24 protein-coding genes and 1 pseudogene are annotated in these 25052 nt (G+C 39.8%); 4 read left to right on the top strand and 21 right to left on the bottom strand.

Annotated features, from left to right (window positions below):
• Positions 1 to 13: 13 nt before the first annotated feature.
• The 10 genes from IGJ63_RS00680 to rpsL form a co-directional block, all read right to left on the bottom strand.
• Positions 14 to 304, bottom strand: a complete 291-nt coding sequence (locus IGJ63_RS00680; protein ID WP_002356203.1) for a 50S ribosomal protein L23 — start codon at positions 302 to 304, stop codon at positions 14 to 16.
• Positions 304 to 927 (bottom strand): 50S ribosomal protein L4, encoded by a 624-nt coding sequence (gene rplD / locus IGJ63_RS00675; RefSeq protein WP_002356200.1) that lies wholly within the window; start codon positions 925 to 927, stop codon positions 304 to 306. The genes IGJ63_RS00680 and rplD overlap by 1 nt, the downstream gene beginning before the upstream one ends.
• A gap of 25 nt (positions 928 to 952) precedes the next feature.
• Positions 953 to 1582: a 50S ribosomal protein L3 gene (gene rplC, locus IGJ63_RS00670; protein WP_002356199.1), complete on the bottom strand. Its 630-nt coding sequence runs from the start codon at positions 1580 to 1582 to the stop codon at positions 953 to 955.
• Positions 1583 to 1603: 21 nt separating this feature from the next.
• Positions 1604 to 1912 carry a 30S ribosomal protein S10 gene (gene rpsJ, locus IGJ63_RS00665; protein ID WP_002389727.1) on the bottom strand — a complete coding sequence of 103 codons (309 nt, stop codon included), beginning with the start codon at positions 1910 to 1912 and terminating at the stop codon, positions 1604 to 1606.
• A 349-nt stretch (positions 1913 to 2261) separates the two neighbouring features.
• Positions 2262 to 3428, bottom strand: a complete 1167-nt coding sequence (locus tag IGJ63_RS00660) for an SAM-dependent methyltransferase (protein ID WP_002391607.1) — start codon at positions 3426 to 3428, stop codon at positions 2262 to 2264.
• Between the two features lie 270 nt (positions 3429 to 3698).
• Positions 3699 to 4523, bottom strand: coding sequence for a bifunctional hydroxymethylpyrimidine kinase/phosphomethylpyrimidine kinase (gene thiD / locus IGJ63_RS00655; protein WP_033600598.1), 825 nt, complete (start codon positions 4521 to 4523; stop codon positions 3699 to 3701).
• Between the two features lie 180 nt (positions 4524 to 4703).
• Positions 4704 to 5891, bottom strand: a complete 1188-nt coding sequence (gene tuf / locus IGJ63_RS00650; RefSeq protein ID WP_002356194.1) for an elongation factor Tu — start codon at positions 5889 to 5891, stop codon at positions 4704 to 4706.
• A 150-nt stretch (positions 5892 to 6041) separates the two neighbouring features.
• Positions 6042 to 8123 (bottom strand): elongation factor G, encoded by a 2082-nt coding sequence (gene fusA / locus IGJ63_RS00645; protein ID WP_002356192.1) that lies wholly within the window; start codon positions 8121 to 8123, stop codon positions 6042 to 6044.
• 83 nt (positions 8124 to 8206) lie between these two features.
• Entirely contained in the window at positions 8207 to 8677 is a 471-nt protein-coding gene (gene rpsG / locus IGJ63_RS00640; RefSeq protein WP_002356191.1) for a 30S ribosomal protein S7, read from the bottom strand.
• A 55-nt stretch (positions 8678 to 8732) separates the two neighbouring features.
• The gene (rpsL, locus tag IGJ63_RS00635) at positions 8733 to 9146 is read right to left on the bottom strand and encodes a 30S ribosomal protein S12 (RefSeq protein ID WP_002356190.1); all 414 of its coding nucleotides are present in this window, start codon (positions 9144 to 9146) and stop codon (positions 8733 to 8735) included.
• Positions 9147 to 9489: 343 nt separating this feature from the next.
• On the opposite strand from rpsL, the gene rpiA reads away from it, so the two are divergent.
• The 3 genes from rpiA (at position 9490) to gpmA (ending at position 11648) form a co-directional block, all read left to right on the top strand.
• Positions 9490 to 10170 carry a ribose-5-phosphate isomerase RpiA gene (gene rpiA / locus IGJ63_RS00630; protein ID WP_002383851.1) on the top strand — a complete coding sequence of 227 codons (681 nt, stop codon included), beginning with the start codon at positions 9490 to 9492 and terminating at the stop codon, positions 10168 to 10170.
• 41 nt (positions 10171 to 10211) lie between these two features.
• Entirely contained in the window at positions 10212 to 10787 is a 576-nt protein-coding gene (locus IGJ63_RS00625; protein WP_438745794.1) for a recombinase family protein, read from the top strand.
• Between the two features lie 174 nt (positions 10788 to 10961).
• Positions 10962 to 11648: a 2,3-diphosphoglycerate-dependent phosphoglycerate mutase gene (gene gpmA, locus IGJ63_RS00620; protein ID WP_002359343.1), complete on the top strand. Its 687-nt coding sequence runs from the start codon at positions 10962 to 10964 to the stop codon at positions 11646 to 11648.
• Positions 11649 to 11704: 56 nt separating this feature from the next.
• On the opposite strand, the gene IGJ63_RS00615 is transcribed toward gpmA, so the two are convergent.
• The 4 genes and pseudogenes from IGJ63_RS00615 to IGJ63_RS00600 form a co-directional block, all read right to left on the bottom strand.
• The gene (locus tag IGJ63_RS00615; RefSeq protein WP_438745792.1) at positions 11705 to 12907 is read right to left on the bottom strand and encodes an iron-containing alcohol dehydrogenase; all 1203 of its coding nucleotides are present in this window, start codon (positions 12905 to 12907) and stop codon (positions 11705 to 11707) included.
• Between the two features lie 113 nt (positions 12908 to 13020).
• Complete coding sequence (locus tag IGJ63_RS00610; protein WP_010816253.1) at positions 13021 to 14025, bottom strand: FecCD family ABC transporter permease; 1005 nt, start codon at positions 14023 to 14025, stop codon at positions 13021 to 13023.
• Positions 14022 to 15032, bottom strand: coding sequence for a FecCD family ABC transporter permease (locus tag IGJ63_RS00605; RefSeq protein ID WP_002367634.1), 1011 nt, complete (start codon positions 15030 to 15032; stop codon positions 14022 to 14024). Before IGJ63_RS00605 ends, IGJ63_RS00610 begins: the two co-directional genes overlap by 4 nt.
• A pseudogene (locus IGJ63_RS00600) lies at positions 15029 to 15848 on the bottom strand (ABC transporter ATP-binding protein). The gene IGJ63_RS00605 and the pseudogene IGJ63_RS00600 overlap by 4 nt, the downstream one beginning before the upstream one ends.
• A gap of 229 nt (positions 15849 to 16077) precedes the next feature.
• Here IGJ63_RS00600 and IGJ63_RS00595 point away from each other — a divergent pair.
• On the top strand, positions 16078 to 17016 hold the full coding sequence (locus IGJ63_RS00595) for an iron-hydroxamate ABC transporter substrate-binding protein (protein WP_101732091.1): 939 nt from the start codon (positions 16078 to 16080) through the stop codon (positions 17014 to 17016).
• A 40-nt stretch (positions 17017 to 17056) separates the two neighbouring features.
• Here IGJ63_RS00595 and deoD read toward each other — a convergent pair whose 3' ends face one another.
• The 7 genes from deoD to IGJ63_RS00560 all read right to left on the bottom strand — a co-directional run bounded on the left by deoD (position 17057) and on the right by IGJ63_RS00560 (position 25033).
• Positions 17057 to 17764: a purine-nucleoside phosphorylase gene (gene deoD, locus IGJ63_RS00590; protein ID WP_002359338.1), complete on the bottom strand. Its 708-nt coding sequence runs from the start codon at positions 17762 to 17764 to the stop codon at positions 17057 to 17059.
• A gap of 18 nt (positions 17765 to 17782) precedes the next feature.
• Complete coding sequence (locus tag IGJ63_RS00585) at positions 17783 to 18601, bottom strand: purine-nucleoside phosphorylase (protein ID WP_002356180.1); 819 nt, start codon at positions 18599 to 18601, stop codon at positions 17783 to 17785.
• A gap of 16 nt (positions 18602 to 18617) precedes the next feature.
• Complete coding sequence (deoB, locus tag IGJ63_RS00580) at positions 18618 to 19784, bottom strand: phosphopentomutase (protein ID WP_101731882.1); 1167 nt, start codon at positions 19782 to 19784, stop codon at positions 18618 to 18620.
• A gap of 310 nt (positions 19785 to 20094) precedes the next feature.
• Positions 20095 to 21048 (bottom strand): ABC transporter permease, encoded by a 954-nt coding sequence (locus tag IGJ63_RS00575; RefSeq protein WP_002356172.1) that lies wholly within the window; start codon positions 21046 to 21048, stop codon positions 20095 to 20097.
• A complete protein-coding gene (locus IGJ63_RS00570) occupies positions 21048 to 22181 on the bottom strand; it encodes an ABC transporter permease (protein WP_002356171.1) in 1134 nt (377 codons plus the stop codon). The genes IGJ63_RS00575 and IGJ63_RS00570 overlap by 1 nt, the downstream gene beginning before the upstream one ends.
• A complete protein-coding gene (locus tag IGJ63_RS00565; protein ID WP_002383844.1) occupies positions 22174 to 23742 on the bottom strand; it encodes an ABC transporter ATP-binding protein in 1569 nt (522 codons plus the stop codon). Before IGJ63_RS00565 ends, IGJ63_RS00570 begins: the two co-directional genes overlap by 8 nt.
• Before the next feature lie 205 nt (positions 23743 to 23947).
• Positions 23948 to 25033, bottom strand: coding sequence for a BMP family lipoprotein (locus tag IGJ63_RS00560; RefSeq protein WP_002356169.1), 1086 nt, complete (start codon positions 25031 to 25033; stop codon positions 23948 to 23950).
• Between the last annotated feature and the right edge of the window lie 19 nt (positions 25034 to 25052).

Below are 25052 nucleotides of genomic sequence, written 5' to 3'. Positions count from 1 at the left end.
TGTTCAGGACTGCTTATTCAGCAGCTTCGAATAATTGAATTTCTTTTGAATCTTCAGTTAATGTAACGATCGCTTTGCGACGTTTTTTTGTATAACCTGCATATTTACCCATGCGTTTGAATTTTGGACGCACGTTTAAGATGTTTACGTTTGCTACTTTAACATCGAATGCTGATTCAACAGCTTGTTTTACTAAAGTTTTGTTTGCGCGAGTGTCCACTTCGAAAGTATATTTCTTTTCGTCCATAGCTAACATGGATTTTTCAGTGATCACTGGGCGTTTGATTACGTCTAGTAATTCCATTATGCAAGCACCTCCTCAATTTGAGTAAGAGCTGTTTGTGTTGCCAAGACTTTGTTAGCTGACACAACATCTAACACACTAACGTTATCAGAAGTTACTACAGAAACGTTTGGTAAGTTACGAGCTGATAAAGCTGCAAAGTCGTTACCATTTTCTAAAACAACTAATACTTTAGTATCGATAGACAAGTTAGCAAGAACTTGTTTGAATTCTTTTGTTTTTGGTGCATCGAAGCTTAAACCTTCTACTGCTACCAAGTTATTTTCAGCAACTTTGTCTGATAATACAGATTTCATTGCTAAGCGACGAACTTTTTTAGGAAGTTTGTAGCTGTATGAACGCGGTGTTGGTCCAAAGACTACGCCACCTCCACGCCATTGTGGTGAACGGATTGAACCTTGACGAGCACGACCAGTTCCTTTTTGACGCCATGGTTTGCGGCCACCGCCACGAACAGCGCTACGGTTTTTAACTGCGTGTGTTCCTTGTCTTAATGAAGCACGTTGCATGATGATTGCATCATAGACAACACTTTCATTAGGTTCGATTCCGAAGATTTCTTCATTTAAAGTGATTTCACCGTTTTGAGTTCCATCTTGTTTGAATAATGCTACATTCGGCATTCCTTAGTTCCTCCTTTCCCTACACTTATTTAGCTTTCACAGCTGATTTGATTGTGATTAAAGATTTTTTCGCTCCAGGAATGTTTCCTTTGATTAAGATAACATTTCTTTCTACGTCCACTTTAACAACTTCAAGGTTTTGAATTGTTACGCGGTCGCCACCCATACGGCCGGCTAGTCGTTTATTTTTAAATACACGGTTAGGCGCTACTGGACCCATTGACCCAGGACGACGGTGATAACGAGAACCATGAGACATAGGTCCGCGGCTTTGGCCGTGACGTTTGATTGCCCCTTGGAATCCTTTACCTTTCGTAGTACCTGTAACATCAACAACGTCTCCTGCTTGGAAAACATCTACTTTGATTTCTTTACCTACTTCATATTCTCCTAGCTCAACATTCTTGAATTCTTTAATGAAGCGCTTAGGAGCCGTGTTTGCTTTTGCAACATGACCTTTCGCAGGTTTGTTTGATAAAACTTCACGTTTGTCTTGGTAACCAACTTGGATAGCTTCGTATCCGTCAGTTTCAACAGTTTTTACTTGTAAAACTACGTTTGGCGTAGCTTCAACTACTGTTACTGGAATTAATTCACCAGACTCAGTAAAGATTTGTGTCATTCCCACTTTTTTCCCTAAGATTCCTTTGGTCATGAGTACACCTCCATCTTAATTTTATAGTTTGATTTCAATATTAACACCAGACGGTAAGTCAAGCTTCATTAGAGCGTCAACTGTTTTTGGTGTTGGGTTCACAATGTCAATTAGACGTTTGTGAGTACGCATTTCGAATTGTTCGCGAGAATCTTTGTATTTATGAGTCGCACGAATAACTGTGTAAAGTGAGCGTTCTGTTGGTAATGGAATCGGACCTGATACGTCAGCTCCAGTTCTTTTTGCTGTTTCCACAATTTTATCCGCTGATTGATCTAAAATACGGTGTTCATACGCTTTTAAACGGATACGAATTTTTTGTTTTGCCATCTTGTTCCCTCCTTCGCCTATTTTAAAAGTAGACATAGCTCCACGAAAATTTATCCGGCATGCTCGTTCATGGCAAAGCGTCCGAGCGTGTCGCAACCTCTCGCTTCACAGCCGGCAAATCAAATCGTTGATCTACCAATGCTTTTTACACTCCTGTAAACAGCACCTTTTTGATTATACTATGAAAGGATAGTGTTAGCAAGGATTTTCTGCGTTTTTTTGAAAGAATTTTTTCTTGTTTTGAAAAGCATTTGTTTTGTTTTTCAATTCTTTTCATTCTATTTTTATAAAAAAAAGAATTTGGGATTCCTTTTTTACCAGAATCTCAAATTCTTTCTTTTTTATTCTATTAACCAATCCGGCGCATTGGAATATCATTGTTATCTGGATGAACCAATAAATATTGAATAACATCAATATTGCTTGCTTGGAATGAGGCTGCACATGCTTGCAAATATAAGTCCCACATTCGATAGAAGCGCTCCCCTTTTTCGTCAACAATTTCTGCTTCTATATTATGGAAGTTTTTTGTCCAATGTTCCAACGTCAATTGATAATCTCTGCGCAAACTTTCCAAGTCAATCACTTGCAAGTCATTTTCTGTCATATGACCGACTAGCTCAGTGACACCAGGAATATAGCCACCAGGGAAAATATAACGATTAATCCAAGCATTTTTAGCCCCACCTTGTTGGCGACTGATACCATGAATCAACGCCGTACCTTTAGGCGCTAAGTTTCGTTGAACGACGTCAAAATATTCATGTAGATTTTCTGCACCGACATGTTCAAACATCCCAACACTCGTAATATGGTCAAAAGACTCTCCTTTTAAATCACGATAATCCATCAATTTGACAGTCATTCGATCTTGTAGGCCTTCTTTTTCTATAATATGGCGAATATGATGAAATTGCTCTTCACTTAATGTAATCCCAGTTGCTTTGGCTCCATATTCTTTCACCGCAGTTAAAATTAACGTGCCCCAGCCGCAGCCAATATCCAGTAAAGTGTCGCCCTCTTTGATAAACAATTTATCTAAAATATGATGCACTTTATTCACTTGCGCTTGTTCTAATGTATCTTCAGGCGTTTTAAAATAAGCACATGAATATGTCATTGTTTGGTCAAGCCATTTTTTGTAAAAATCATTTCCTAGATCGTAATGGCTGTGAATATCCTCTTGCGAGCGTTTTTTTGAATGACTTTCTTTAGGAAGCCATTTAATAAATTTAGCATTGTGTAAAAAGCTATCCTTTTGGTTATACACATCATAAATCAGTGCTTGGATATCGCCTTCGATTTCAATTTTGCGATCCATGTAGGCTTCCCCTAAAGTTAACGAAGCGTTATTCAGTAAATCCTTCACAGGAATTTTTTCATTGAATACAATTTTAAAAACCGGATCCCCCGACCCTTGCCCATACTCTTTGACGGTACCATCCCAGTATGTGACTTGTGTCTTTTTTGAAAAAGACCATTTAAACAGTTGACTGTACGTTTCTTTTTCTAACATTGCATTCCCTCCATTAAATACCATTTGAAGCCAAAATAAAAAGGAGTAGCTTTCGGTAGTTCGTCAAAACAAACACCACAGTCCGTTCTAAACTGAAGCACAGAAAAGTTAACACCCCTTCTATGTTCCGCTTCTTTTTTTGCAATTACAGTTCTATTCTACTCCTCTTTTAAAAATTTGAACATTCTTTTAACGTAATACCTACTATTGTTATTCTTTATCACAAAAAAACTAGAGCCAGTCCTTGACAGACTCCTCTAGTTCTAAACATTATGCTTTCTTACGCATCCGTTGTTCCGCATGGGTGTATGCACCATGCCACACGTGCCCCACATAAGGATTAACTTGAATACCGTGTTTAATCGCCGCTGCTACAAATTTTTTTGCTAAAGTTACTGCTTCTAACACCGAATAACCTTTCGCCAAGCCAGCTGTGATCGCCGCTGAAAAAGTACAACCTGCACCATGATTATAATCAGTAGGATATAATTCATTTTCCAAAAGATGCGCGGTGTGACCATCGTAAAACAAGTCCAGTGCTTTTTCACCAGCTAAGCGATGTCCCCCTTTAACCACGACATGTTTGGCTCCCATTTGTACAATTCGTTTTGCCGCTTCTTCCATCTCCGCCACGGAAGAAATTTCGCCTAAACCAGATAAGATGCCCGCTTCAATTAAATTAGGCGTAGCAACTAATGCTAATGGCAGTAAATCGTTTTTTAGGCCTTCCACACTTTTGGGTTGCAGAATTTGTGCCGTTCCCTTACAAGCAATGACTGGGTCAATCACGACTTTTTGAATTTTTTCTTGTTTAATGTATTTGCTAGCCATTTTAATATTTTGTTCATTGCCCATCATCCCTGTTTTCAAGGCCGCTACTGGACCGCCTGCAAAAACCGAAATCAATTGTTTTTCTAAGAGCGTTTCTGGCAATTCAGTTACTTCATGTGACCAGCCTGTCGTAGGATCCATCGTCACAATCGAGGTTAAACTTGAAAATCCAAAAACTCCATACTCTTCAAATGTTTTTAAATCTGCTTGAATCCCTGCCCCTCCAGTTGAATCGGAGCCTGCAATCGACAATACTTTTTCCATTAAATCACCTAACCTTTTTCTCCAAGTATACTGAAGAAACAAGTCTGCTAAAACAGCCAATTGGCTTATTTTTTAGCCAGCCAATTTCTAAACAAAAAAAGACCAGAGAATAAATTCTCTGGTCTTACGTCCGAATACCCCAGTTTTTCACGCTGGTTAAAACTATAGTTAAAAAGTTAATTATTTAACGATTTCAGTAACAACGCCTGAACCTACAGTACGTCCGCCTTCACGAATAGAGAAACGAGTTCCGTCTTCGATAGCGATTGGGTGAATTAATTCAACGTCCATAGCAACGTTATCACCAGGCATTACCATTTCAGTACCTTCTGGCAATTCTACAACACCAGTAACGTCTGTTGTACGGAAGTAGAATTGAGGACGGTAGTTAGTGAAGAATGGAGTGTGACGTCCGCCTTCTTCTTTTGATAATACGTATACTTCAGCTTTGAATTTTGTGTGTGGAGTGATTGTAGCTGGTTTAGCTAATACTTGTCCACGTTCGATATCTTCACGTGCTACACCACGTAATAAAGCACCGATGTTGTCGCCTGCTTCAGCGTAGTCTAATAATTTACGGAACATTTCAACACCTGTAACAGTTGTTTTAGATGTTTCGTCTTTAATACCAACGATTTCAACTTCGTCACCAACGCGAACTTCACCACGTTCAACACGGCCTGTAGCAACAGTACCACGTCCAGTGATTGAGAATACGTCTTCGACTGGCATCATGAATGGTTTGTCAGTATCACGTTCTGGAGTTGGGATATATTCGTCAACTGCAGCCATTAATTCTAAGATTTTTTCTTCATAAGACTCGTCGCCTTCTAAAGCTTTCAAAGCAGAACCTGCGATAACTGGAACATCATCGCCTGGGAAATCGTATTCTGATAATAAGTCACGAACTTCCATTTCTACTAATTCTAATAATTCTTCGTCATCAACCATATCCATTTTGTTTAAGAATACAACGATGTATGGTACACCAACGTTACGTGATAATAAGATATGTTCACGTGTTTGAGGCATAGGACCATCAGCAGCAGAAACTACTAAGATAGCTCCGTCCATTTGAGCAGCACCAGTGATCATGTTTTTAACGTAGTCCGCGTGTCCTGGGCAGTCAACGTGTGCATAGTGACGAGTTTCAGTTTCATATTCGATATGAGAAGTGTTGATTGTGATTCCACGTTCTTTTTCTTCTGGAGCGTTATCGATAGAATCGTAGCTTTGTGCTTCCCCGCCACCGTGTTTTGATAATACAGTAGCAATTGCAGCTGTTAATGTAGTTTTACCATGGTCAACGTGTCCGATAGTACCAATGTTAACATGGGATTTAGAACGGTCAAATTTTTCTTTTGCCATTTTGAATGTTCCTCCTAAAAATATAAATTTTATTGTTTGTTTTATATGTGATAGACGTTACTAAAAATCGTCTGATCATCATAAGCTATTTTACACGAAATCTTGAAAAAAGGATAGTTCTAAAAACAAACCTTTTATTCTCAAGGAAAATTATGCGTTGCCGCCGTTTTTCTTGATGATTTCTTCTTGAACAGACTTAGGTACGTCTTCATAGTGGTCAAATACCATCATAAATGTACCGCGTCCTTGTGTTGCTGAACGTAATGTTGTAGCATAACCAAACATTTCAGCTAAAGGTACCATCGCATTAACGATTTGAGAGTTACCGTGTGCTTCCATACCTTCAACACGTCCACGACGACTTGTTACGTGTCCCATGATATCACCTAAGTAATCTTCAGGAACAGTAATTGTAACTTTCATCATTGGTTCTAAAATAACTGGGTTTGCATTTTTAGCCGCAGCTTTCAATGCCATAGAAGCAGCTACACGGAAGGCCGTTTCATTTGAATCGACATCGTGGTATGAACCATCGTAAAGTTTTGCTTTGATATCAACTAATGGATAACCAGCAAGAACACCGTTGTTCATAGAGTCTTCTAACCCTTTTTCAACTGCTGGGATGTATTCACGAGGAACCACACCACCGACAATTGCGTTTTCAAACTCGAAGCCTTTACCTTCTTCATTTGGTGTAAATTCAACCCATACGTGACCGTATTGTCCTTTACCACCAGACTGACGAACGAATTTACCTTCTGCTTTAGTCGCAGCACGGAATGTTTCGCGGTAAGATACTTGAGGAGCACCTACGTTAGCTTCAACTTTGAATTCACGTTTCATACGGTCTACTAAAACGTCTAAGTGCAATTCACCCATACCAGAGATAACTGTTTCACCAGTTTCAACGTTTGTTTCAACGCGGAATGATGGATCTTCTTCAGCAAGTTTTTGTAGAGCCACGCCCATTTTATCTTGGTCAGCTTTTGATTTAGGTTCAACAGCGACTTGGATAACTGGATCAGGGAATTCAATAGATTCAAGAATAACTGGTGCATCTAATGCACATAATGTATCACCAGTTGTTGTGTCTTTCAGACCAACAGCAGCAGCGATATCACCAGAGTACACTTTGTCAATTTCTTGACGAGTGTTGGCGTGCATTTGTAGGATACGACCGATACGTTCTTTTTTGCCTTTTGAAGCGTTCAATACGTATGAACCACTTTCAAGGACACCAGAATAAACACGGAAGAAAGTTAAACGACCTACGAATGGGTCAGTCATAACTTTAAATGCTAATGAAGCGAAAGGTGCTTCGTCATCAGCTGGACGAGTTGTTTCTTCGTCTGTTTTAGTATCGATCCCTTTGATAGCATCGATATCTAATGGAGATGGTAAGTAATCAAGAACAGCGTCCAACATTAATTGAACCCCTTTATTCTTGAATGCTGAACCAGCTAATACAGGGAAGAACTCAACGTTGATTGTTGCTTGACGGATACCAGCGACTAATTCTTCTTCAGTGATTTCTTCACCTTCAAGATATTTCATCATTAAGTCTTCGTCAGTTTCAGCAACAGCTTCAACTAATTTTTCGCGCCATTCTTGCGCTTTTTCTAAATAATCTTCAGGAATATCAGTTTCTTGAATATCTGTTCCCAAATCATTTGTGTAGATTTCAGCTTTCATTTTAATCAAGTCAATGATTCCAGTGAAGTCTTCTTCAGCTCCGATTGGAATTTGAATTGGATGAGCGTTTGCTTGTAAACGATCATGTAATGATTCTACTGAATAGAAGAAGTCCGCACCGATTTTATCCATTTTGTTACAGAATACAATACGAGGAACTTTATATTCAGTCGCTTGACGCCAAACAGTTTCTGTTTGAGGTTCTACACCTGATTGAGAGTCAAGAACTGTTACCGCACCATCTAATACGCGTAGAGAACGTTGTACTTCAATTGTGAAGTCCACGTGTCCTGGAGTATCGATGATATTTACACGGTAGCCTTTCCACTGTGCAGTTGTCGCAGCGGATGTAATCGTGATACCACGTTCTTGTTCTTGTTCCATCCAGTCCATTTGTGAAGCACCTTCATGGGTTTCACCGATTTTATGGATTTTACCAGTGTAGTACAAGATACGCTCAGTTGTTGTTGTTTTACCAGCATCAACGTGGGCCATGATACCAATGTTACGAGTTTTTTCAAGTGAAAATTCTCTTGCCATTTTGTATGTTTACTCCTCTCTTTATTTAAATCGATTGTAAATTGACTTTCTGCTGCCACTTTACGCGACAGACAGAGAGGATCTTACCAACGATAATGAGCAAATGCGCGGTTTGCGTCTGCCATTTTGTGTGTGTCTTCGCGTTTTTTAACAGAAGCGCCAGTGTTGTTAGCAGCATCCATGATTTCTTTCGCTAGACGTTCTTCCATTGTGTGTTCACCACGTAGACGTGCGTAGTTAACTACCCAACGTAAACCTAAAGTTGTACGACGTTCTGGACGAACTTCAACTGGTACTTGGTAGTTAGAACCCCCAACACGACGTGCTTTAACTTCAAGAACAGGCATAACGTTTTTCATTGCTTGTTCAAAAACTTCCAATGGATCGTTACCTGTAGATTCTTTGATGATATCAAATGAATTATAGATAATGTTAGCAGCAATCCCGCGTTTACCGTCAACCATTACACGGTTGATTAAGCGAGTTACTAATTTTGAGTTATAAATTGGATCTGGTAAAACATCACGTTTTGCAACAGGACCTTTACGAGGCATCCGTAACTCCTCCTTCCGAAATATGATTTTTCAAGTTGTTATTGTCTTATTATAATTAAGCTTTAGGACGTTTTGTACCGTATTTAGAGCGGCTTTGTTTACGGTCGTTAACACCGGCAGTATCAAGCGCACCACGAACGATATGGTAACGTACCCCTGGTAAGTCTTTTACACGTCCACCACGTAATAATACCACGCTGTGTTCTTGTAAGTTGTGACCGATACCTGGGATATAAGCTGTAACTTCGATTAAGTTTGACAAACGAACACGGGCATATTTACGTAAAGCTGAGTTCGGTTTTTTAGGTGTCATCGTACCCACACGTGTACAAACTCCACGTTTTTGCGGAGAGTTAACGTTTGTTTGAGTTTTCTTAAAACTGTTATATCCTTTGTTTAAGGCTGGTGAATCAGATTTTTCTACTTTAGATTTACGAGGTTTACGTACTAATTGGTTAATTGTAGGCATTCCTTGTTCTCCTCCTTCCTTACTTCGCTTCTAGTTCCACACATCCAGGTGGTTCTTTTTTCGCGATAAAAAATAATGCAATCTCTGCACTCTTTATCAAATATGCTTTGATAGACAGTCAGCACGTCCCTATAAGGAACCTGTAGATAAAGCACCTTTGTTAGGATACCACGATAAGTATCAGCTGTCAACCCTCTTCTTTCGCCTTTCGAAAAAAAGCTTTTCCTTCTATTAAACGCACTTTTCCTTTAAAAATTTTTATGACTTTTTCAAAAACTTTCTATCTTTTTTAGTTAAATAACGGTACAATATCTTTGACTATTGAAGGGGGCGGAAAACAGCGATGAATCTGAAACAAATGGTAGGAATCGAAGCTGCAAAATATGTAGAAGACGGCATGATTGTCGGTTTGGGTACTGGCTCAACAGCAAAATTTATGGTAGACGAAATTGGTCGTCGCGTAAAAGAAGAAGGATTGTCAATCGTGGGGGTTACTACTTCAAAAGAAACAGAGAAACAAGCCTTAGCCTTGGGCATTCCTTTAAAGGGTATTGATGAGGTTCCGTATGTGGATCTTACGATTGATGGCGCCGATGAAATCAGCGCTGATTTTCAAGGAATCAAAGGCGGTGGCGCTGCCTTACTTTTTGAAAAAATTGTGGCCACTTATTCAAAGAAATGTATTTGGATTGTGGATAAATCAAAAATGGTGGACGATTTAGGGGCTTTCCCACTTCCTGTTGAGGTTGTCCCTTATGGCAGCTGCCAACTAGTGCATTTATTTGAAGAAAAAGGCTATCACCCAGCACTTCGTCTAAACGCTGCTGGCGAAACATTAATAACAGATGGAGGCCACCATATCATCGATTTGCATTTAGAAAAAATTACAGATCCAGAAGCTTTAGGTTCTTATTTAGACAACTTGGTTGGCGTCGTCGAACACGGCTTATTTTTAAATATGGTTTCTATGGTAATCGTCGGTTATGAAGATGGACCGAAAACCTTACATGTTCCCGCACGTTAAGAATGTGTGAAAAAAGATTATTTATATAGGAAGGATAATATATGAAACGAATTGGTTATGCACGCACAACTATTATTGAAGACGATTTAAAAAATCAACTAACCACTCTCCAATCGTTTGGTTGTGATGATATTTTCCAAGAGCCATTTGATCCTCAAGCGGAGATCAGTGTCTTAGACGAAGTCGAAAAACTTCTTTCTGCTGGGGATACACTTATTGTTTGTAAATTGCACCATTTAGGTAAAACAACCCGCCAATTAACAGACTTTATGAAAATGTTAAAGGAAAAACAAGTTGATTTTGTCAGCATTTCAGAAGGAATTGATACTCACCTTCCAACAGGTGAAGCCTATTTCCAATTAATGGAGAGCTTATCTGCGATGGAATGTGCACTAATTAAAGAACGAACACTCGTCGGGCTCCACAAAGCTCGTGAAAACGGAAAAGTAGGTGGACGTCCAAAAATCGATGGACGCACCGTCCGCAAAATCCGTGCATTATATTACGAAAACAAAGAAACCATCCAATTTATTTCTAATAAATGCGGCGTTTCGGTGGGCACTTGTTATAAGTACATCAATTTACCTGAGACAGATGTCGAACGGCTGTATTCCTAAGAATAAAAAAGAAGTCCTTCAGATGGGGCTTCTTTTTTGATTCGATTTCACTCTAATTTTTCAGCAACTTTCACGTTTTTTTACTATTTTCCATTGGAAATCTTGCGCAAAACGGTGTACAATAAACGTGGAAATCTTATTTTCAGAAAACTAAACTCAAAGGAGAGCTTATACATGCCAAAATTAGTTTTTTCTCGTCATGGACTTAGCGAATGGAATGCCTTAAACCAATTTACTGGATGGGCTGACGTAGATTTAGCACCTGAAGGTGTTGAAGAAGCAAAAGAAGGCGGCCGTAAAATTAAAGAAGCAGGCATCGAATTCGACGTTGCTTATACTTCTGTTTTAACTCGTGCCATCAAAACTTGTAACTATTTACTAGAATACTCAGATCAATTATGGGTACCTCAAATCAAATCTTGGCGCTTAAACGAACGTCACTATGGTAAATTACAAGGACTAAACAAAAAAGAAACTGCTGAAAAATACGGAGACGAACAAGTCCACATCTGGCGTCGTTCTTACGATACTCTTCCTCCATTAATGGAAGCAACAGATGAAGGTTCTGCAGCAAACGACCGTCGTTATGCAATGTTAGACCAACGCGATATTCCTGGTGGCGAAAACTTGAAAGTTACTTTGGAACGTGCATTACCATTCTGGCAAGATGAAATTGCGCCAGCTTTAAAAGACAACAAAACTGTCTTAGTAGCGGCTCATGGTAATTCATTACGTGCTTTAGCTAAACACATCGAAGGCATTTCTGATGAAGATATTATGGATCTTGAAATCCCAACAGGTAAACCATTAGTTTATGAATTAAACGATGATTTAACTGTGAAAGAAAAATACTACTTATAAGAACTTGTTTCTTATTAACAAAAGCGGTTTGCCAAGGCAAACCGCTTTTTTATGGATTAAATAAATTGACTTTCGGTTAAACAATCTTTATAAATCGCTACTATATCCGCTGCATACAATGGTACATAAGCCTTTTCGGCAATTGCACTATGGGCCACAGCTTGTTGTGCCATTTCTTCAAATTTATCTGCTTCGATGCCAACTTCTGGTAATGTCATTGGAATGCCACAAGCCACAAAGTAATCATACAATGCTTGAATACCTTTTTTCGCTGCTACTTCCTCCTCTTGTTCGACTATTCCCCAAACATTTCGAGCAAATTGCGCAAACTTGCCTACGGTTTGTTCAGACAAAACATAATTCATCCAACGAGGCGTTAAAATTGCTAAACCAATCCCATGCGTAATGTCATAAAACGCACTTAATTCATGTTCCATTGGGTGACAAGACCAAACACCTTGTTTGCCGCGCCCTGTTAAACCATTTAAGGCTAAACTACTTGCCCACATTAAATTAGCACGTGCATCATAATCTTCTGGATTTTCTAAAGCAATAGGACAATTTTTGATAACCGTTCGCATTAAGCCTTCTGACACAAAATCTTGGACATCCGTGCCTGTCGAAATACTAAAATAGTTTTCAATCAAATGACTGAAAATATCCGCTGAGCCAGCTGCTGTTTGATTTTGAGGAACCGTAAAAGTATTCGTTGGATCCAAGAACGAAACTTTTGGAATCATATTCGGACCACCAAAGCCTAATTTTTGATTGGTTTCTAAGTTAGAAATGACAGCACCTGCGTTCATTTCACTACCTGTCGCTGCTAAAGTCAAGATGGTCACGATTGGTAAAGCAGGACCTGTATACCCTTTTCTGGCTGCAATAACTGTCCAGATATCTTCTTCCGAATAAAAGCCCGCAGCTATTGCTTTGGAACAGTCAATGGTTGAACCACCGCCAACTGCTAAAATAACATCGACTTGGTTTTCTTTACACAACTCAATTCCTTTTCTAACGGTTTCAATGCGCGGGTTTGGTTCGACACCGCTCAACTCAATCAGTGTATGCCCGTTTTTTTGGGCCAAATCAGTAATTTGTTGGTACAAGCCATTACGTTTGATACTACCACCACCATAAACAAGTAAGACATTTTTGCCAAATTGATCTAACACAGCAGGTAATTCGTCTAAACGATCTTTCCCAAAACGGATGTCTGTTGGTACATAAAAATTAAAGTTTTCCATTCTTTCATCCTTCATTCAATGCTCTTACGCATTTATCATACTATTTTTTCAAAAATCCGCCAATAAAAAAGCCGAGCAAATGACAGTTGCTTTCACAACGATCGCTTGACCCAGCTTTCGATTCTTTTTTATAACGAATCGCTTGTTTTGATTAACAAATAAAGAAAATAAGGCGCACCGATGATCGCAACAATAATCCCTGCAGGCATTTCTCCATTGCCAGGCAATAGCCGACCAATCGTATCACTAACCAATAAAAGTAAACTCCCAAACAACGCCGCCAATGGCAATACCTGTTTTTGTTGCGTAAAACCACATTTGCGAGCAATATGTGGCGCAAGTAAACCTAAAAAATTAATTCCCCCTGTAACGGAAATCGCTGAAGCCGCCAACATCACCGCTAACAGCAGCGAAACGATTCGTTCTTTTTTCACAGCAATACCTACAGAAATAGCTGTTTCGTCCCCCAATTGTAAAATATCCAACAGACGATGACGCTTCATCGCAAAAAAGAACCCGATGACTAGCCAAGGCAACAAAGCGCCCACAAAGAACCAATTACTGCCCCAAATACTGCCTGCTTGCCACATTGTAACAAAACGGTACTTTTCAGTGTCAATTTTTGATGTAATTAATAAGGTGAGTGCTGAAATACCCGTACTCAAAATGACACCCGCTAAGACCATTCGAACTGGCGTCAATCCTAAACGATGATGATACGCGATTACCAAAATCCCAACAGCCGCTAGCAAGCCGCCAACTAAGGCCACAAGCGGAAGTGCAAACGTCGTGATACTTGTCGTCTCAACAAAACTAATAAACAAAATCACTGCCAAACCCGCACCCGCATTAATGCCTAAAATCCCAGTATCTGCCAACGGATTCCGAGTAATTCCTTGAAGAATAGCGCCGCTTAAGCCTAAAGCTGCGCCCGCAAGGACCGCTAGCACAATCCGTGGTAACCGAAAATCCCAAACTAACAGTTGTTTGGCCTGACTTCCCTGTCCCAAAAGAAGGGCTTTTAAATCCATGACGGAAACAGATAATTCCCCTTGCGTTAAACTGATACAAGCAGTTAGGATAATCCCAACTATTAAGACAGCCACCCAACGGGACACTTTTTTCTGTGTCATCCTAGTTGCCCTCCTTTACGAAATAAATAAAGAAAGAATGGGATGCCAATTAAGGCCGTGATAATCCCAAATGGTGTTTCAAAAGGCGGATTCACCATTCGAGCGATTAAATCTGCCACCAAAACGAGGAGCGCACCGCCTAACGCCGAGAACGGAATCAAGCGACGGTAATTTTCTCCAGAAACTGTTCGCATCACATGAGGCACCACCAAACCAACAAAACTGACCGAGCCAACCAGCGCCACAGACAATCCTGATAAAAGCAAAATCGTTATACTGGCGAACAACCGAATACGCTGCGGATTTCGCCCTAAACCAATTGTTGCATCATCGCCAAACCGTAAAATAGTCACCGACGGACTAATCAGAATTGCTAATGCAAATGCACCCAGAAAGATAGGGACGACTATTTTTAATTGTGCCCAAGAAATAACGCTGACACCGCCAAGAAACCAAAACGTTAACTCTTGACTCAAATTGAACTGAATGGCTAAGAATTGACTAAATGATAAAAAAAGGGCACTAATACCAGCTCCCACCAAGGTCAGACGCATGGGGCTTGCTCCTCGAATTGAATGATTAGAAAGATAATAAATCAGTGCCACACTCACGCCGGCACCAAGAAAAGAAACAACTAAAAGCCACCAATAACTTGCCTGAGGGAGGAAAGCAAAAACAAGCGCTAAGCCCAAGCCAGCCCCAGCATTGATACCCAGCAAGCCAGAATCTGCCAATGGGTTTTGCGTAATCCCTTGCGCTAACGCACCACTCACCGCTAAACTTGCTCCCACAAAAGCGGCGCCTAAAATCCGCGGCAACCGAACCGTTTGGATGACTTGATGCGCTTGATTGGTCGCATCGAAGTGCGTAAAAGATTCAATAATCGTTTGAATCGAAACCGACGTCGCACCAAACATCAGCGACAGAAGCATTGTCCCCAGTAGCAAAAAAAGACAGACAAGTAACACTTGCCATTGGTGTCTATAAAATCCGCTTATGCCTTTCATCCATCCAGCTCCATTTCCATCAACTCATAAGAAAGCACTAGTGGCCGCTGTGTCTGACTATGATAACTAATTTCTGCTTGAATAGCGAAAACATCTGCTAAGCCAGTAACAGTAATCACTTCTTGCGGTTGTTCCCTCATTGATAATCTTTCCCTCTTTCATCGCAATCACGCGATCAGAAAAACGAGAAGCTAAATTAATATCATGAATCGTCATCACGATAGTTTTCTGATGTTCTTGATTAATTCGTTTTAACACATTTAAAATTTCTAGCTGATGCGCTGGATCCAAATAGGTGGTCGGTTCATCTAAAATTAAAATATCCGTATCCTGTACTAGCGCCATAGCAATCCAAACCCGTTGGCGTTGTCCACCTGATAAAATCGCCACAGACTCTCTAGCTAATTCAGTTAAGCCTGTTAATTCTAATGCCCATTGTATGTACTCTTGATCTTCTGTGGTGACACTTTTCCAGCCCGATTGATATGGATACCGCCCAAAAGAGACGAGGTCAAAAACAGATAAATCGATTGTATTTTCTGGCGTTTGTGATAAAATCGCTAGTTCTTGCGCCACTTCTTTTGAAGAAAAATGTTGAAGTTCTTGGTTCTTAATGAACACCTTGCCTTTCTCGGCTGGCAAAATACGCGCAAGTGTTTTTAACAAGGTCGATTTGCCACAACCATTTGGTCCAATAATACTTGTAATAGTTCCCGCTTCAAATGAACAGTTCAGCGCTTCACTAATCACTTGACGACCATCTTGACGACCATATCCTGTAGTTAAGTCCTCTGCCTCTAAATAATTCATAACCATTCCTCTTTAATTTTTCTGTCGTTATTTTACATTTATTGAGAATCGTTCTCACTCATTGTTCCTTGATTATAAAAGACCCTTCCTTAAAAAGCAATGTTTCTTCCAATCAAAAAACGAATTATCTAAAAAATGCAACTTATTTGCTCAAAAAAGCAAGCGATGATTGACAAACGGTCGTTTTTAACTGATAATGAGAATCGTTATCAACTAAAAATAAAGGAGTTACACAATGAAACTTTTAAAAAAGACGGTCCTAATTGGTACCACCCTTCTTCTTGGTTCATTCTTACTCGCAGCTTGTGGTAATACGAATAAAGAAGCCAACAACGCTGACAAAACACATGAAGTAACAGATACCTTAGGCAATAAAGTAACCGTCCCCGCGAAACCCAAACGGATTATTGCGAGCTATTTAGAAGATTATCTAGTTGCATTAGGAGAAAAACCAGTGGCACAATGGACAGTTGGACAAGGCAGCATTCAAGATTATTTAGCGAAAGAATTGGAAGATGTCCCCACTATTTCCTATGACTTGCCATATGAAGCGGTTCTAAAATTTGAACCTGACTTATTATTAATCAGTTCATCTGCTCTAGTTGAAGGCGGTAAATACAAAGAATACAGTAAAATAGCGCCAACTTATGTGGTCAAAAATGGCGAAAATGTCACCTGGCGTGATCAATTGGAAGATATTGCCACTGTTTTAGATAAAAAAGAACAAGCGAAAAAAGTGTTAGAAGATTATGATACCTTAACCAAAGGCGTCCAAGAAGACCTTGGCAAAAAAGATGCTGGCAAATCTGCGGCAGTCTTATGGGTAACCAACAACCAAGTCTTTATGGTTAGCGATAATCGCTCAAGCGGAACCGTGCTCTATCAGGACTTAGGCCTCCAAGTTCCAAAATTAGTGGAAGAAATTTCTAAAAATGCTACTGCGGATTGGAATCAAGTTTCTTTAGAAAAATTAGCTGAGCTTGACGCAGACCATATTTTCCTTGTAAACAGTGATGAATCAGCACCTCTTTTCCAAGAAGCAATTTGGAAGAACTTACCTGCTGTGAAAAATAACCAAGTTCATACCTATGATAAAAAAAGTAGTTGGTTATACAACGGACCTATTGCGAATACCCAAATTGTTGAAGATGTAAAAAAAGCGCTCTTAAATTAAAAAAAATGCTTGGATGATTGTTTTCATCCAAGCATTTTTTTTAATTAGCAATTGCCGTTTCTAAGCCAACTTCAATCATTTCATTAAACGTCGTTTGGCGTTCTTCTGCCGTTGTTTCTTCGCCTGTCACCAAGCTATCACTCACCGTCATAATCGCCAATGCTTCTACATCAAATTTTGCTGCTAAATAATATAACATTGCCGCTTCCATTTCAATCGCTAATACCCCGTATCGACCTAAACGAAAGACATCATCTAAGCTATCTTTGTAAAAAACATCATCTGACAATACGTTACCAACATGGGTAGTAAAGCCTTTTGCTTTGGCAATTTCGTAAGATTTGAGTAAAAGATCAAAGCTCGCAATTTGTGGAAAATCATATTTAGGAAAATCATTGCGAATCGCGGAAGAAGGCGTCGCTGCTGCTTGTGCGATAACTAATTCACGAACGTTGACTTTTTCTGAAATAGAACCACACGTACCAACACGAATTAACTTCTTCACATCGTAAGAGTTAATTAACTCATGGGCATAAATACCTGCTGAAGGCATCCCCATCCCTGTTCCTTGGACCGAAACACGCTGTCCCTTATACGTTCCTGTGTAACCTAACATCCCACGAACTTGATTATAGCAGACAGGATTCTCCAAAAAAGTTTCCGCAATATATTTTGCTCGGAGGGGATCCCCTGGTAGTAAAATTTTATCGGCAATTTCACCTGGTTTTGCTTCGATATGCACACTCATTCTGGTTTACTCCTTTTTTTATAAAGCTGCTAGTGTTGCTTTCACTAACTCTTTGAATTGTCCTTTAACGCGTTCAGTTGTTTCAACTACTTCTGCATGATTTAAACTACTTTGCATACCAGCTGCTAAATTCGTAATACAAGAGATACCTAGTACTTTCATGCCACTATGCACAGCTACAATAACCTCCGAAACAGTTGACATGCCAACTGCATCCGCACCCATCGTCCGTGACATCCGAATTTCTGCAGGCGTTTCATATGTCGGGCCAGAAAAGCCCATATACACGCCTTCTTTTAAATCAATATTTTGTTCCGCAGCCACTTTTTTTGCCACTTCCCGATATTCTTGCGTGTAAGCATGACTCATATCTGGAAAACGCGGCCCGATTTCTTCATCATTTTCACCAATTAACGGATTATCGCCTGTAAAATTAATGTGGTCATTGATTAACATCAAATTCCCCGGTGTATATGTTTCATTTACGCCACCAGCTGCGTTGGTTACAATCATTGAATGAATGCCTAAAGCAGCCATCACACGAACAGGATAAGTGACCGTTTGCATCGAATGTCCTTCATAATAATGAAAACGTCCTTGCATCGCCAAAACTTTTTTTCCAGAAAGCGTTCCGTAAACTAATTGTCCAGCATGTCCAACGACTGTTGAAACAGAAAAATGGGGAATTTCAGAGAAAGGAATAGCAATCGCATCGGTTATTTCATTAGCTAATTCACCTAACCCTGAACCTAAGATTAGACCGAAGTCTGCTTGTTGCACCCCTTTTTCTTTCAAAAACTCAGTTGTTTCGTTTAAATGATTCGTTAACGTTGTCATGTGTTGCCTCCTCGAATTATTGTAATTGATTTAAAAAGCTTTGACCGTTTTCCGTTGCAGGAACTTCAAAGTTTTCAGCAATCGTTGCTGAAATATCTGAATAAAATCCTTGTGGCAAGCTGCCTTGTTTTGTCATTTTTTTACTATAAGCCAATAAAGGCACATATTCACGTGTGTGGTCTGTTCCTGGGAAAGTTGGATCATTCCCGTGATCTGCTGTAATTAAAAGCAAATCATCTTCGGCCATAGCTGCCATAATCTCTGGCAAACGACCATCAAAATCTTCGATGGCTTTTGCATAGCCCTTCACATCACGACGGTGGCCATACAGCGCATCGAAATCCACTAAGTTAGTAAAACTTAAACCTGTGAAATCTTTGTTCATGACCGTTAATAATTGATCCACCCCATCCATATTGCTCTTCGTGCGGATAGCTTCAGTAATTCCTTGTCCATTAAAGATGTCGTTAATTTTCCCAACAGCGATCACATCATTGCCGTTTTCTTTCAACGAATCTAAAACAGTATGGCCAAAAGGATCTAAAGCATAGTCATGACGGTTACTGGTTCGAGTGAAATTACCTGGTTCACCAACATACGGGCGGGCGATAATCCGACCAATCATATAAGGTTCGTCTTTCGTAATGTCACGAACATATTGACAAATTTTATACAATTCTTCTAATGGAATAATGTCTTCATGCGCCGCAATTTGTAAAACAGGGTCTGCTGAAGTATAAACAATTAAATCCCCAGTTTTCATTTGATGTTCGCCATAATCATCAATGACTGCTGTCCCGCTATATGGTTTGTTACAAACAACTTTTCGCCCAGAAAAATCTTCAATTTGTTTCAGCAATTCTTCAGGAAAGCCATTTGGGAATACCCGAAAAGGTTTTTTGATGTTCAAGCCCATAATTTCCCAGTGACCGGTCATAGTATCTTTTCCAACAGAAATTTCTTCTAATTTGGTGGCATAGCCATCGTGGTCTGCCACTGCTTTGACACCTGTTAAAGGAGCAATAGTTCCCAATCCAAGTTTTTCTAAATGAGGAATGGTTAGTTCCGCTTCTTTGGCAATATGACCCAGTGTATCACTGCCGACATCTCCAAATTTTTCAGCATCTGGTGCTTCACCAATACCGACTGAATCTAGTACGATTAAATGAACACGTTTAAACACACTTGCTTCCTCCTCTAAGGTCGTAAATACGTCAAGAATGACAATTATTTTACGCTAGCCTTTTAAATAGTCTCGAGAATCAAACAGAACAATCTATTTATTCTCAGCTCTTCAATTATACCATGAATCCGCTATTATTGCCTGAAAGAGCATTAAAATTTTCACTGATTCCTTCGATTTTAGCGGTTCTTAAGGTCCGTTAAAAGAAGAGTATCATCATGCTCTTCTTTTTACTGATGTTCACGAGTTACGCGCTTAATTATCGTTAAGAAAAAAGACCTTCGTCATAGATTGACGAAGGTCTTTTTTCTTATTTCGTTTTGACGTAATTTTTCCCGTTCGCTTTTGGTCCCGATGATTTTCCGAAGAACACAACTAGGACTAAAATGGTCAATACGTATGGTGCTGCTTGTAGATAAACTTTTGGAATTTCTGAAATAATTGGTAGGTTTTCCCCAGCAATACTTAAGTTTTGCGCAAAACCAAAGAATAAGGCTGCGCCCATTGCCCCAAGTGGATTCCATTTACCAAAGATCATTGCGGCCATTGAAATAAACCCTTGTCCTGCAATTGTGGTAATCCCAAAACGACCCGCAATACTTTGAGCAAAGACAGCTCCGCCCATACCGCCTAAGAAGCCGGATAACAAGACGCCAGAATAACGCATTAAGTAGACATTAATTCCCAATGTATCTGCAGCTTGTGGATGTTCCCCCACAGAACGTAACCGTAAGCCAAAACGTGTTTTATAAATGACAAACCAAGCTAAAATCGCAATCAAAATTGCTACGAAAGCTGGTAAAGAGGTTTTTGCAAAGAATAGTTCACCAATCACTGGAATTTTTGACAATCCTGGGAAAGAAAAATAGCCAAATGATTGTGTAATCATATCTGTTTGTCCTTTTTGATAAATAACTTTTACTAGGAAAACCCCTAGCGCCGGTGCCATCAAGTTAATGACAGTACCACTGATAATATGATCTGCTCGTAAGTTAATAGTTGCAACGGCATGTAAGAGAGAAAAGACAATCCCGACAACGCCTCCTACTAAACAAGCAATCCATGGTGTCGCCGCGCCAAATGTATCAGCAAACGTCAAGTTAAAAACGACCGAACTGAAAGCGCCCATTACCATAATACCTTCCAAACCAACATTAACCACACCACTTCGTTCTGAGAACGTTCCGCCTAATGCTGTCAAGATGAGCGGAGTTGCATACACTAATGTTTGCGTGATGATTGAGGAAATTGTTGCTAAATCCATTAGATGTCTCCCCCCTCTTGATTGTTTTTGTCTGGCGCCGCTTCAATTGTTTCTACAATCGCTACTTCTTTTTTACTACCAGACGCTTTTGCTAACAAGAAACGAATTAAATAACTAATTCCCACAAAGAAAATAATCGCTGCAATAACAACATCAACTAATTCGGTTGGTACACCAGCTATCAACGGCATTCCTTGTCCACCAAGTTTTAACATTCCAAACAGTAATGCGGAAAGTAAAATCCCGATTGAACTACCTGCTCCTAATAGAGACACGGCCATACCATCGAACCCAATGCTCAACGATGTGTTTTGAATAAAGAAGTTTTGGAAAGTCCCCAATCCTTGGACCGCACCACCTAAACCAGCCAGCGTTCCTGAAATCATCATGGATAAAATAATCGTTCGCTTGCTGCTCATTCCAGCATATTCAGAAGCAAATGGGTTTAACCCCACCGACCGAATTTCAAAACCAAGCGTTGTTTTTTTCATCAAGAACCACACAAGAATAAGGAAAATGAAGGCCAAGAAAATGCCGATGTTCAAACGAGAGCCATCACTGATACTTGTTAAAAACGGTGAGCGTAATGATGCATTCGCACCAATCATTTTAGTGATCCCTTTGTTCGCCATAATACTTGGTTTCATGACATTATTAGCAATATGATTTCCTGTGTATAATAAAATATAATTCAACATAATCGTAACAATAACTTCACTCGTCCCAAAATAGGCACGCAAGAAACCTGGAATGGCTGCTGCTAAAGCCCCTGCAACCGCGCCAACAATAATCGCCACCGGCAACGCAATCATCCGGGGTGCATCAGGCATGGATAAAGCGACCCAAATACTAGCCACCCAACCACATAAGGCTTGTCCAGAAAGCCCGATATTAAAGAATCCAGCCGAATTTGCCACCGAGAATCCTAAAGCGGTAAAAATCAACGGTGCTGCGGTTACAAAAATCTCACCAATACTTTTCTTTCCTTGGAAAGCTGTTTCAAACATCGCTTGATACCCAGCCACTGGGTCATAGCCAAAGATAACCATAATAATTGCCCCTAAGAGGAAACCCATAATAACAGATAACACAGGGACTAAAATATTTCTTATTTTTTCAGAACGATTATTCAACAGTTTCACCTGCCTCTACTTTTGATAACTCAGCACGGGCTTCTTCCAATGAGTAGCCAGCCATTAACAAGCCCAATTCATTTTCTGTCGTTTCTTTCGGATCAACAATTCCGACGATTTCCCCCGCATGAATAACAGCGATACGATCAGAAACGTTTAAAATTTCGTCTAATTCAAAACTTACTAATAAAACAGCTTTATTTTTATCTCTTTGTTCAATTAGTCGACGATGAATGTATTCAATAGCTCCGACATCTAAACCGCGTGTTGGTTGAGAAACAATCAACAAATCTGGATCGCGGTCAACTTCTCGGGCAATAATCGCTTTTTGCTGATTCCCACCTGAAAGCGCCCGAGCTGGTACTAATTCATTAGGAGTCCGTACATCATATTCTTCAATTAATTCACGGGCATGTTTGTTAATCATTCGATAGTTTAAAATACCTGTTGAACTGTATGGTTTTTGGTAATACGTTTGTAGGCCAATATTTTCAGCCAATGTCATCTCTAATACCAAACCATATTTATGTCGGTCTTCAGGAACGTGGGCGACACCCATTTCCGTAATTTCCCGAGGTTTGCGATTAGTAATCTCTTTTTCATTCAAATGAATGGAGCCTTTTTCGACTTTCGTTAATCCTGCTAAGGCTTGGATTAATTCTGTTTGTCCATTGCCATCAATCCCCGCAATCCCAACAACTTCCCCTGCTCGGACATCTAAGCTAAGATTTTTCACTGCATCTAAGCCGCGGCTTTCTTTCACTACTAAATCTTTAATTGATAAAATTGTTTCTTTCGGTTGCGCTGGTTTTTTCTCTGTTTTGAAAGAAACAGAACGTCCCACCATCATATCGGCTAACTGTTGCGAAGAAACGTCTTTCACATTGACGGTGCCAATACTTTGCCCCCGGCGAATGACCGTACAACGGTCTGCCACTTTTTTAATTTCATCTAACTTATGTGTAATTAAAATGATCGATTTGCCTTCATCGGTTAGTTCTTTCAAAATAATCATTAATTCATCAATTTCTTGTGGCGTTAATACTGCGGTTGGTTCGTCAAAAATTAAAACGTTCGCACCGCGATATAAGGTCTTTAAAATTTCAACCCGTTGTTGCATACCTACAGAAATATCGCGAATATAGGCATTGGGATTTACATCCAACCCGTATTGCTTAGACACTTCTTCAATCTCTTTTTTCGCTTTTTTCCGGTCTAAAATACCGCCATGGGTAGGTTCACTACCTAAGATAATATTTTCAGTCACAGTAAAGGCTTCAACTAACATAAAATGCTGATGGACCATTCCGATTCCTAAACGATTGGCTGCAGTAGGACTTGTAATGTTGACTTTTTCGCCATTCATATAAATCTCACCTGAGGTCGGTTCCAATAGCCCTGATAAGATATTCATCAAGGTCGACTTGCCTGCACCATTTTCACCTAGCAGTGCGTGGATTTCACCAGGTTTTACTTGTAAATCAATTTGGTCGTTGGCTTTGAACGTCCCAAATTCTTTGGTGATTTTACGCATCTCAATTACGTTTTCTTCTTGAGACAAGGTCTATTCACTTCCTAACAAAATTATATTGGCAATACTTTAGAGGGTAATTTTGACCCTTAACTAAGTAGTCGAAGAACCTCAACTATTTAGTTAAAAATCCAAACATCATAAAGGGTTTCCTTGGCAGCCGTCGCTGCCAAGGACCACTTCATTTTTAGAAGGAACAATAATGAGCCCTTCTTTTTTCATTTAGGAGCTTAAATTATTCTGGTTTTTCTGGGACTTTTACGTCACCTGAGATTACTTTATCTTTTGCTGTTTTAACAGCTTCTTTTGTTTTGTCGTTTAAATAGCCGTCTGTTAAGTCAACGCCACCATCTTTTAATCCATAAACTAAATGTTCGCCACCAGGGAATTTGTCTTCTAACGCACGGTTGGCAATATCTTGAACCGCTGTGCCGACACCTTTAAGGGTTGAAGTTAACGTGAAGTTGTCTTCTTTGCCGTCTTTTGTTTTGTACTTGCCATCAGCATCTTGATCGCGGTCAACACCGATTACCCAAACTTTGTCGCCAGAACCTGATTCATTCAAGTCTTTTGCTTCTTGGAAGACCCCTTGTCCAGTAGCACCAGAAGCATGGAAGATGATATCAACGCCATTTTGGTACATTGCAGCAGCTAAAGCTTTCCCTTTGGCAGGATCAGCAAATGAAGCCGCATATTTTGTATCAACAGTAATTTCTTTACCTAATTCTTTCGCAGCATCAGCCACACCTTTTTCAAAACCAGCTTGGAAACGGTCAATTACGACCCCTTCTTCACCACCAACAAAACCGACTTTGTTCGTTTTTGTTTCGTTTGCAGCAGCAACACCGGCTAAATAAGCTGCTTCATTATCTCTAAATGTTGCAGAAACGACATTCTTTTTGCCATCGATTTGATCATCGATTAAAACAAAGTTTGTATCAGGGTTGGCATCTGCTGCAGAAGAAATTGCATCTTTTAGCAAGTAGCCAATACCAAAGATTGTGTTGAATTTACTTGATACCGCTTGGTCAATATTTGTTGTATAGTCAGCTGCATCATTCGATTGAATATATGCATACCCTTTTGAACCTTCTGGTAAATCATGTTCTTTACCCCAAGCTTGCAATCCTTCCCAAGAAGATTGGTTGAACGACTTGTCATCCACGCCGCCTGTATCTGTAATGATTACAGCACTATGCGCTGCATCCCCTTTGCCACCGCCGCTTTCAGCGGTTTTGCCTTTGCCACCACCACATGCTGCAAGTGAAACTGATAAACCTAATGCAATCAAACTAAAACCGAATAATTTTGCTTTTTTCATTTCTGTAAAGCCTCCTAAA

It is taken from the genome of Enterococcus sp. DIV1375a (assembly GCF_051712205.1).
Classification (GTDB): domain Bacteria; phylum Bacillota; class Bacilli; order Lactobacillales; family Enterococcaceae; genus Enterococcus; species Enterococcus faecalis.
Note: the sequence above shows the minus strand (reverse complement) of the source record. Positions and strands in the feature narration are given on the sequence as shown.

Excerpts from the sequence above, each read along its gene's own strand:
- fusA (WP_002356192.1), bottom strand. The coding sequence starts at position 8,123 with ATGGCAAGAGAATTTTCACTTGAAAAAACTCGTAACATTGGTATCATG.
- IGJ63_RS00560 (WP_002356169.1), bottom strand. The coding sequence starts at position 25,033 with ATGAAAAAAGCAAAATTATTCGGTTTTAGTTTGATTGCATTAGGTTTA.
- IGJ63_RS00625 (WP_438745794.1), top strand. The coding sequence starts at position 10,212 with ATGAAACGAATTGGTTATGCACGCACAACTATTATTGAAGACGATTTA.
- IGJ63_RS00575 (WP_002356172.1), bottom strand. The coding sequence starts at position 21,048 with ATGGATTTAGCAACAATTTCCTCAATCATCACGCAAACATTAGTGTAT.
- IGJ63_RS00605 (WP_002367634.1), bottom strand. The coding sequence starts at position 15,032 with ATGAAAGGCATAAGCGGATTTTATAGACACCAATGGCAAGTGTTACTT.
- rpiA (WP_002383851.1), top strand. The coding sequence starts at position 9,490 with ATGAATCTGAAACAAATGGTAGGAATCGAAGCTGCAAAATATGTAGAA.
- rplC (WP_002356199.1), bottom strand. The coding sequence starts at position 1,582 with ATGACCAAAGGAATCTTAGGGAAAAAAGTGGGAATGACACAAATCTTT.
- deoD (WP_002359338.1), bottom strand. The coding sequence starts at position 17,764 with ATGAGTGTGCATATCGAAGCAAAACCAGGTGAAATTGCCGATAAAATT.
- IGJ63_RS00585 (WP_002356180.1), bottom strand. The coding sequence starts at position 18,601 with ATGACAACGTTAACGAATCATTTAAACGAAACAACTGAGTTTTTGAAA.
- IGJ63_RS00615 (WP_438745792.1), bottom strand. The coding sequence starts at position 12,907 with ATGAAGGATGAAAGAATGGAAAACTTTAATTTTTATGTACCAACAGAC.
- rpsJ (WP_002389727.1), bottom strand. The coding sequence starts at position 1,912 with ATGGCAAAACAAAAAATTCGTATCCGTTTAAAAGCGTATGAACACCGT.
- tuf (WP_002356194.1), bottom strand. The coding sequence starts at position 5,891 with ATGGCAAAAGAAAAATTTGACCGTTCTAAATCCCATGTTAACATTGGT.
- IGJ63_RS00660 (WP_002391607.1), bottom strand. The coding sequence starts at position 3,428 with ATGTTAGAAAAAGAAACGTACAGTCAACTGTTTAAATGGTCTTTTTCA.
- rplD (WP_002356200.1), bottom strand. The coding sequence starts at position 927 with ATGCCGAATGTAGCATTATTCAAACAAGATGGAACTCAAAACGGTGAA.
- gpmA (WP_002359343.1), top strand. The coding sequence starts at position 10,962 with ATGCCAAAATTAGTTTTTTCTCGTCATGGACTTAGCGAATGGAATGCC.
- IGJ63_RS00680 (WP_002356203.1), bottom strand. The coding sequence starts at position 304 with ATGGAATTACTAGACGTAATCAAACGCCCAGTGATCACTGAAAAATCC.
- IGJ63_RS00595 (WP_101732091.1), top strand. The coding sequence starts at position 16,078 with ATGAAACTTTTAAAAAAGACGGTCCTAATTGGTACCACCCTTCTTCTT.
- IGJ63_RS00610 (WP_010816253.1), bottom strand. The coding sequence starts at position 14,025 with ATGACACAGAAAAAAGTGTCCCGTTGGGTGGCTGTCTTAATAGTTGGG.
- rpsL (WP_002356190.1), bottom strand. The coding sequence starts at position 9,146 with ATGCCTACAATTAACCAATTAGTACGTAAACCTCGTAAATCTAAAGTA.
- thiD (WP_033600598.1), bottom strand. The coding sequence starts at position 4,523 with ATGGAAAAAGTATTGTCGATTGCAGGCTCCGATTCAACTGGAGGGGCA.
- rpsG (WP_002356191.1), bottom strand. The coding sequence starts at position 8,677 with ATGCCTCGTAAAGGTCCTGTTGCAAAACGTGATGTTTTACCAGATCCA.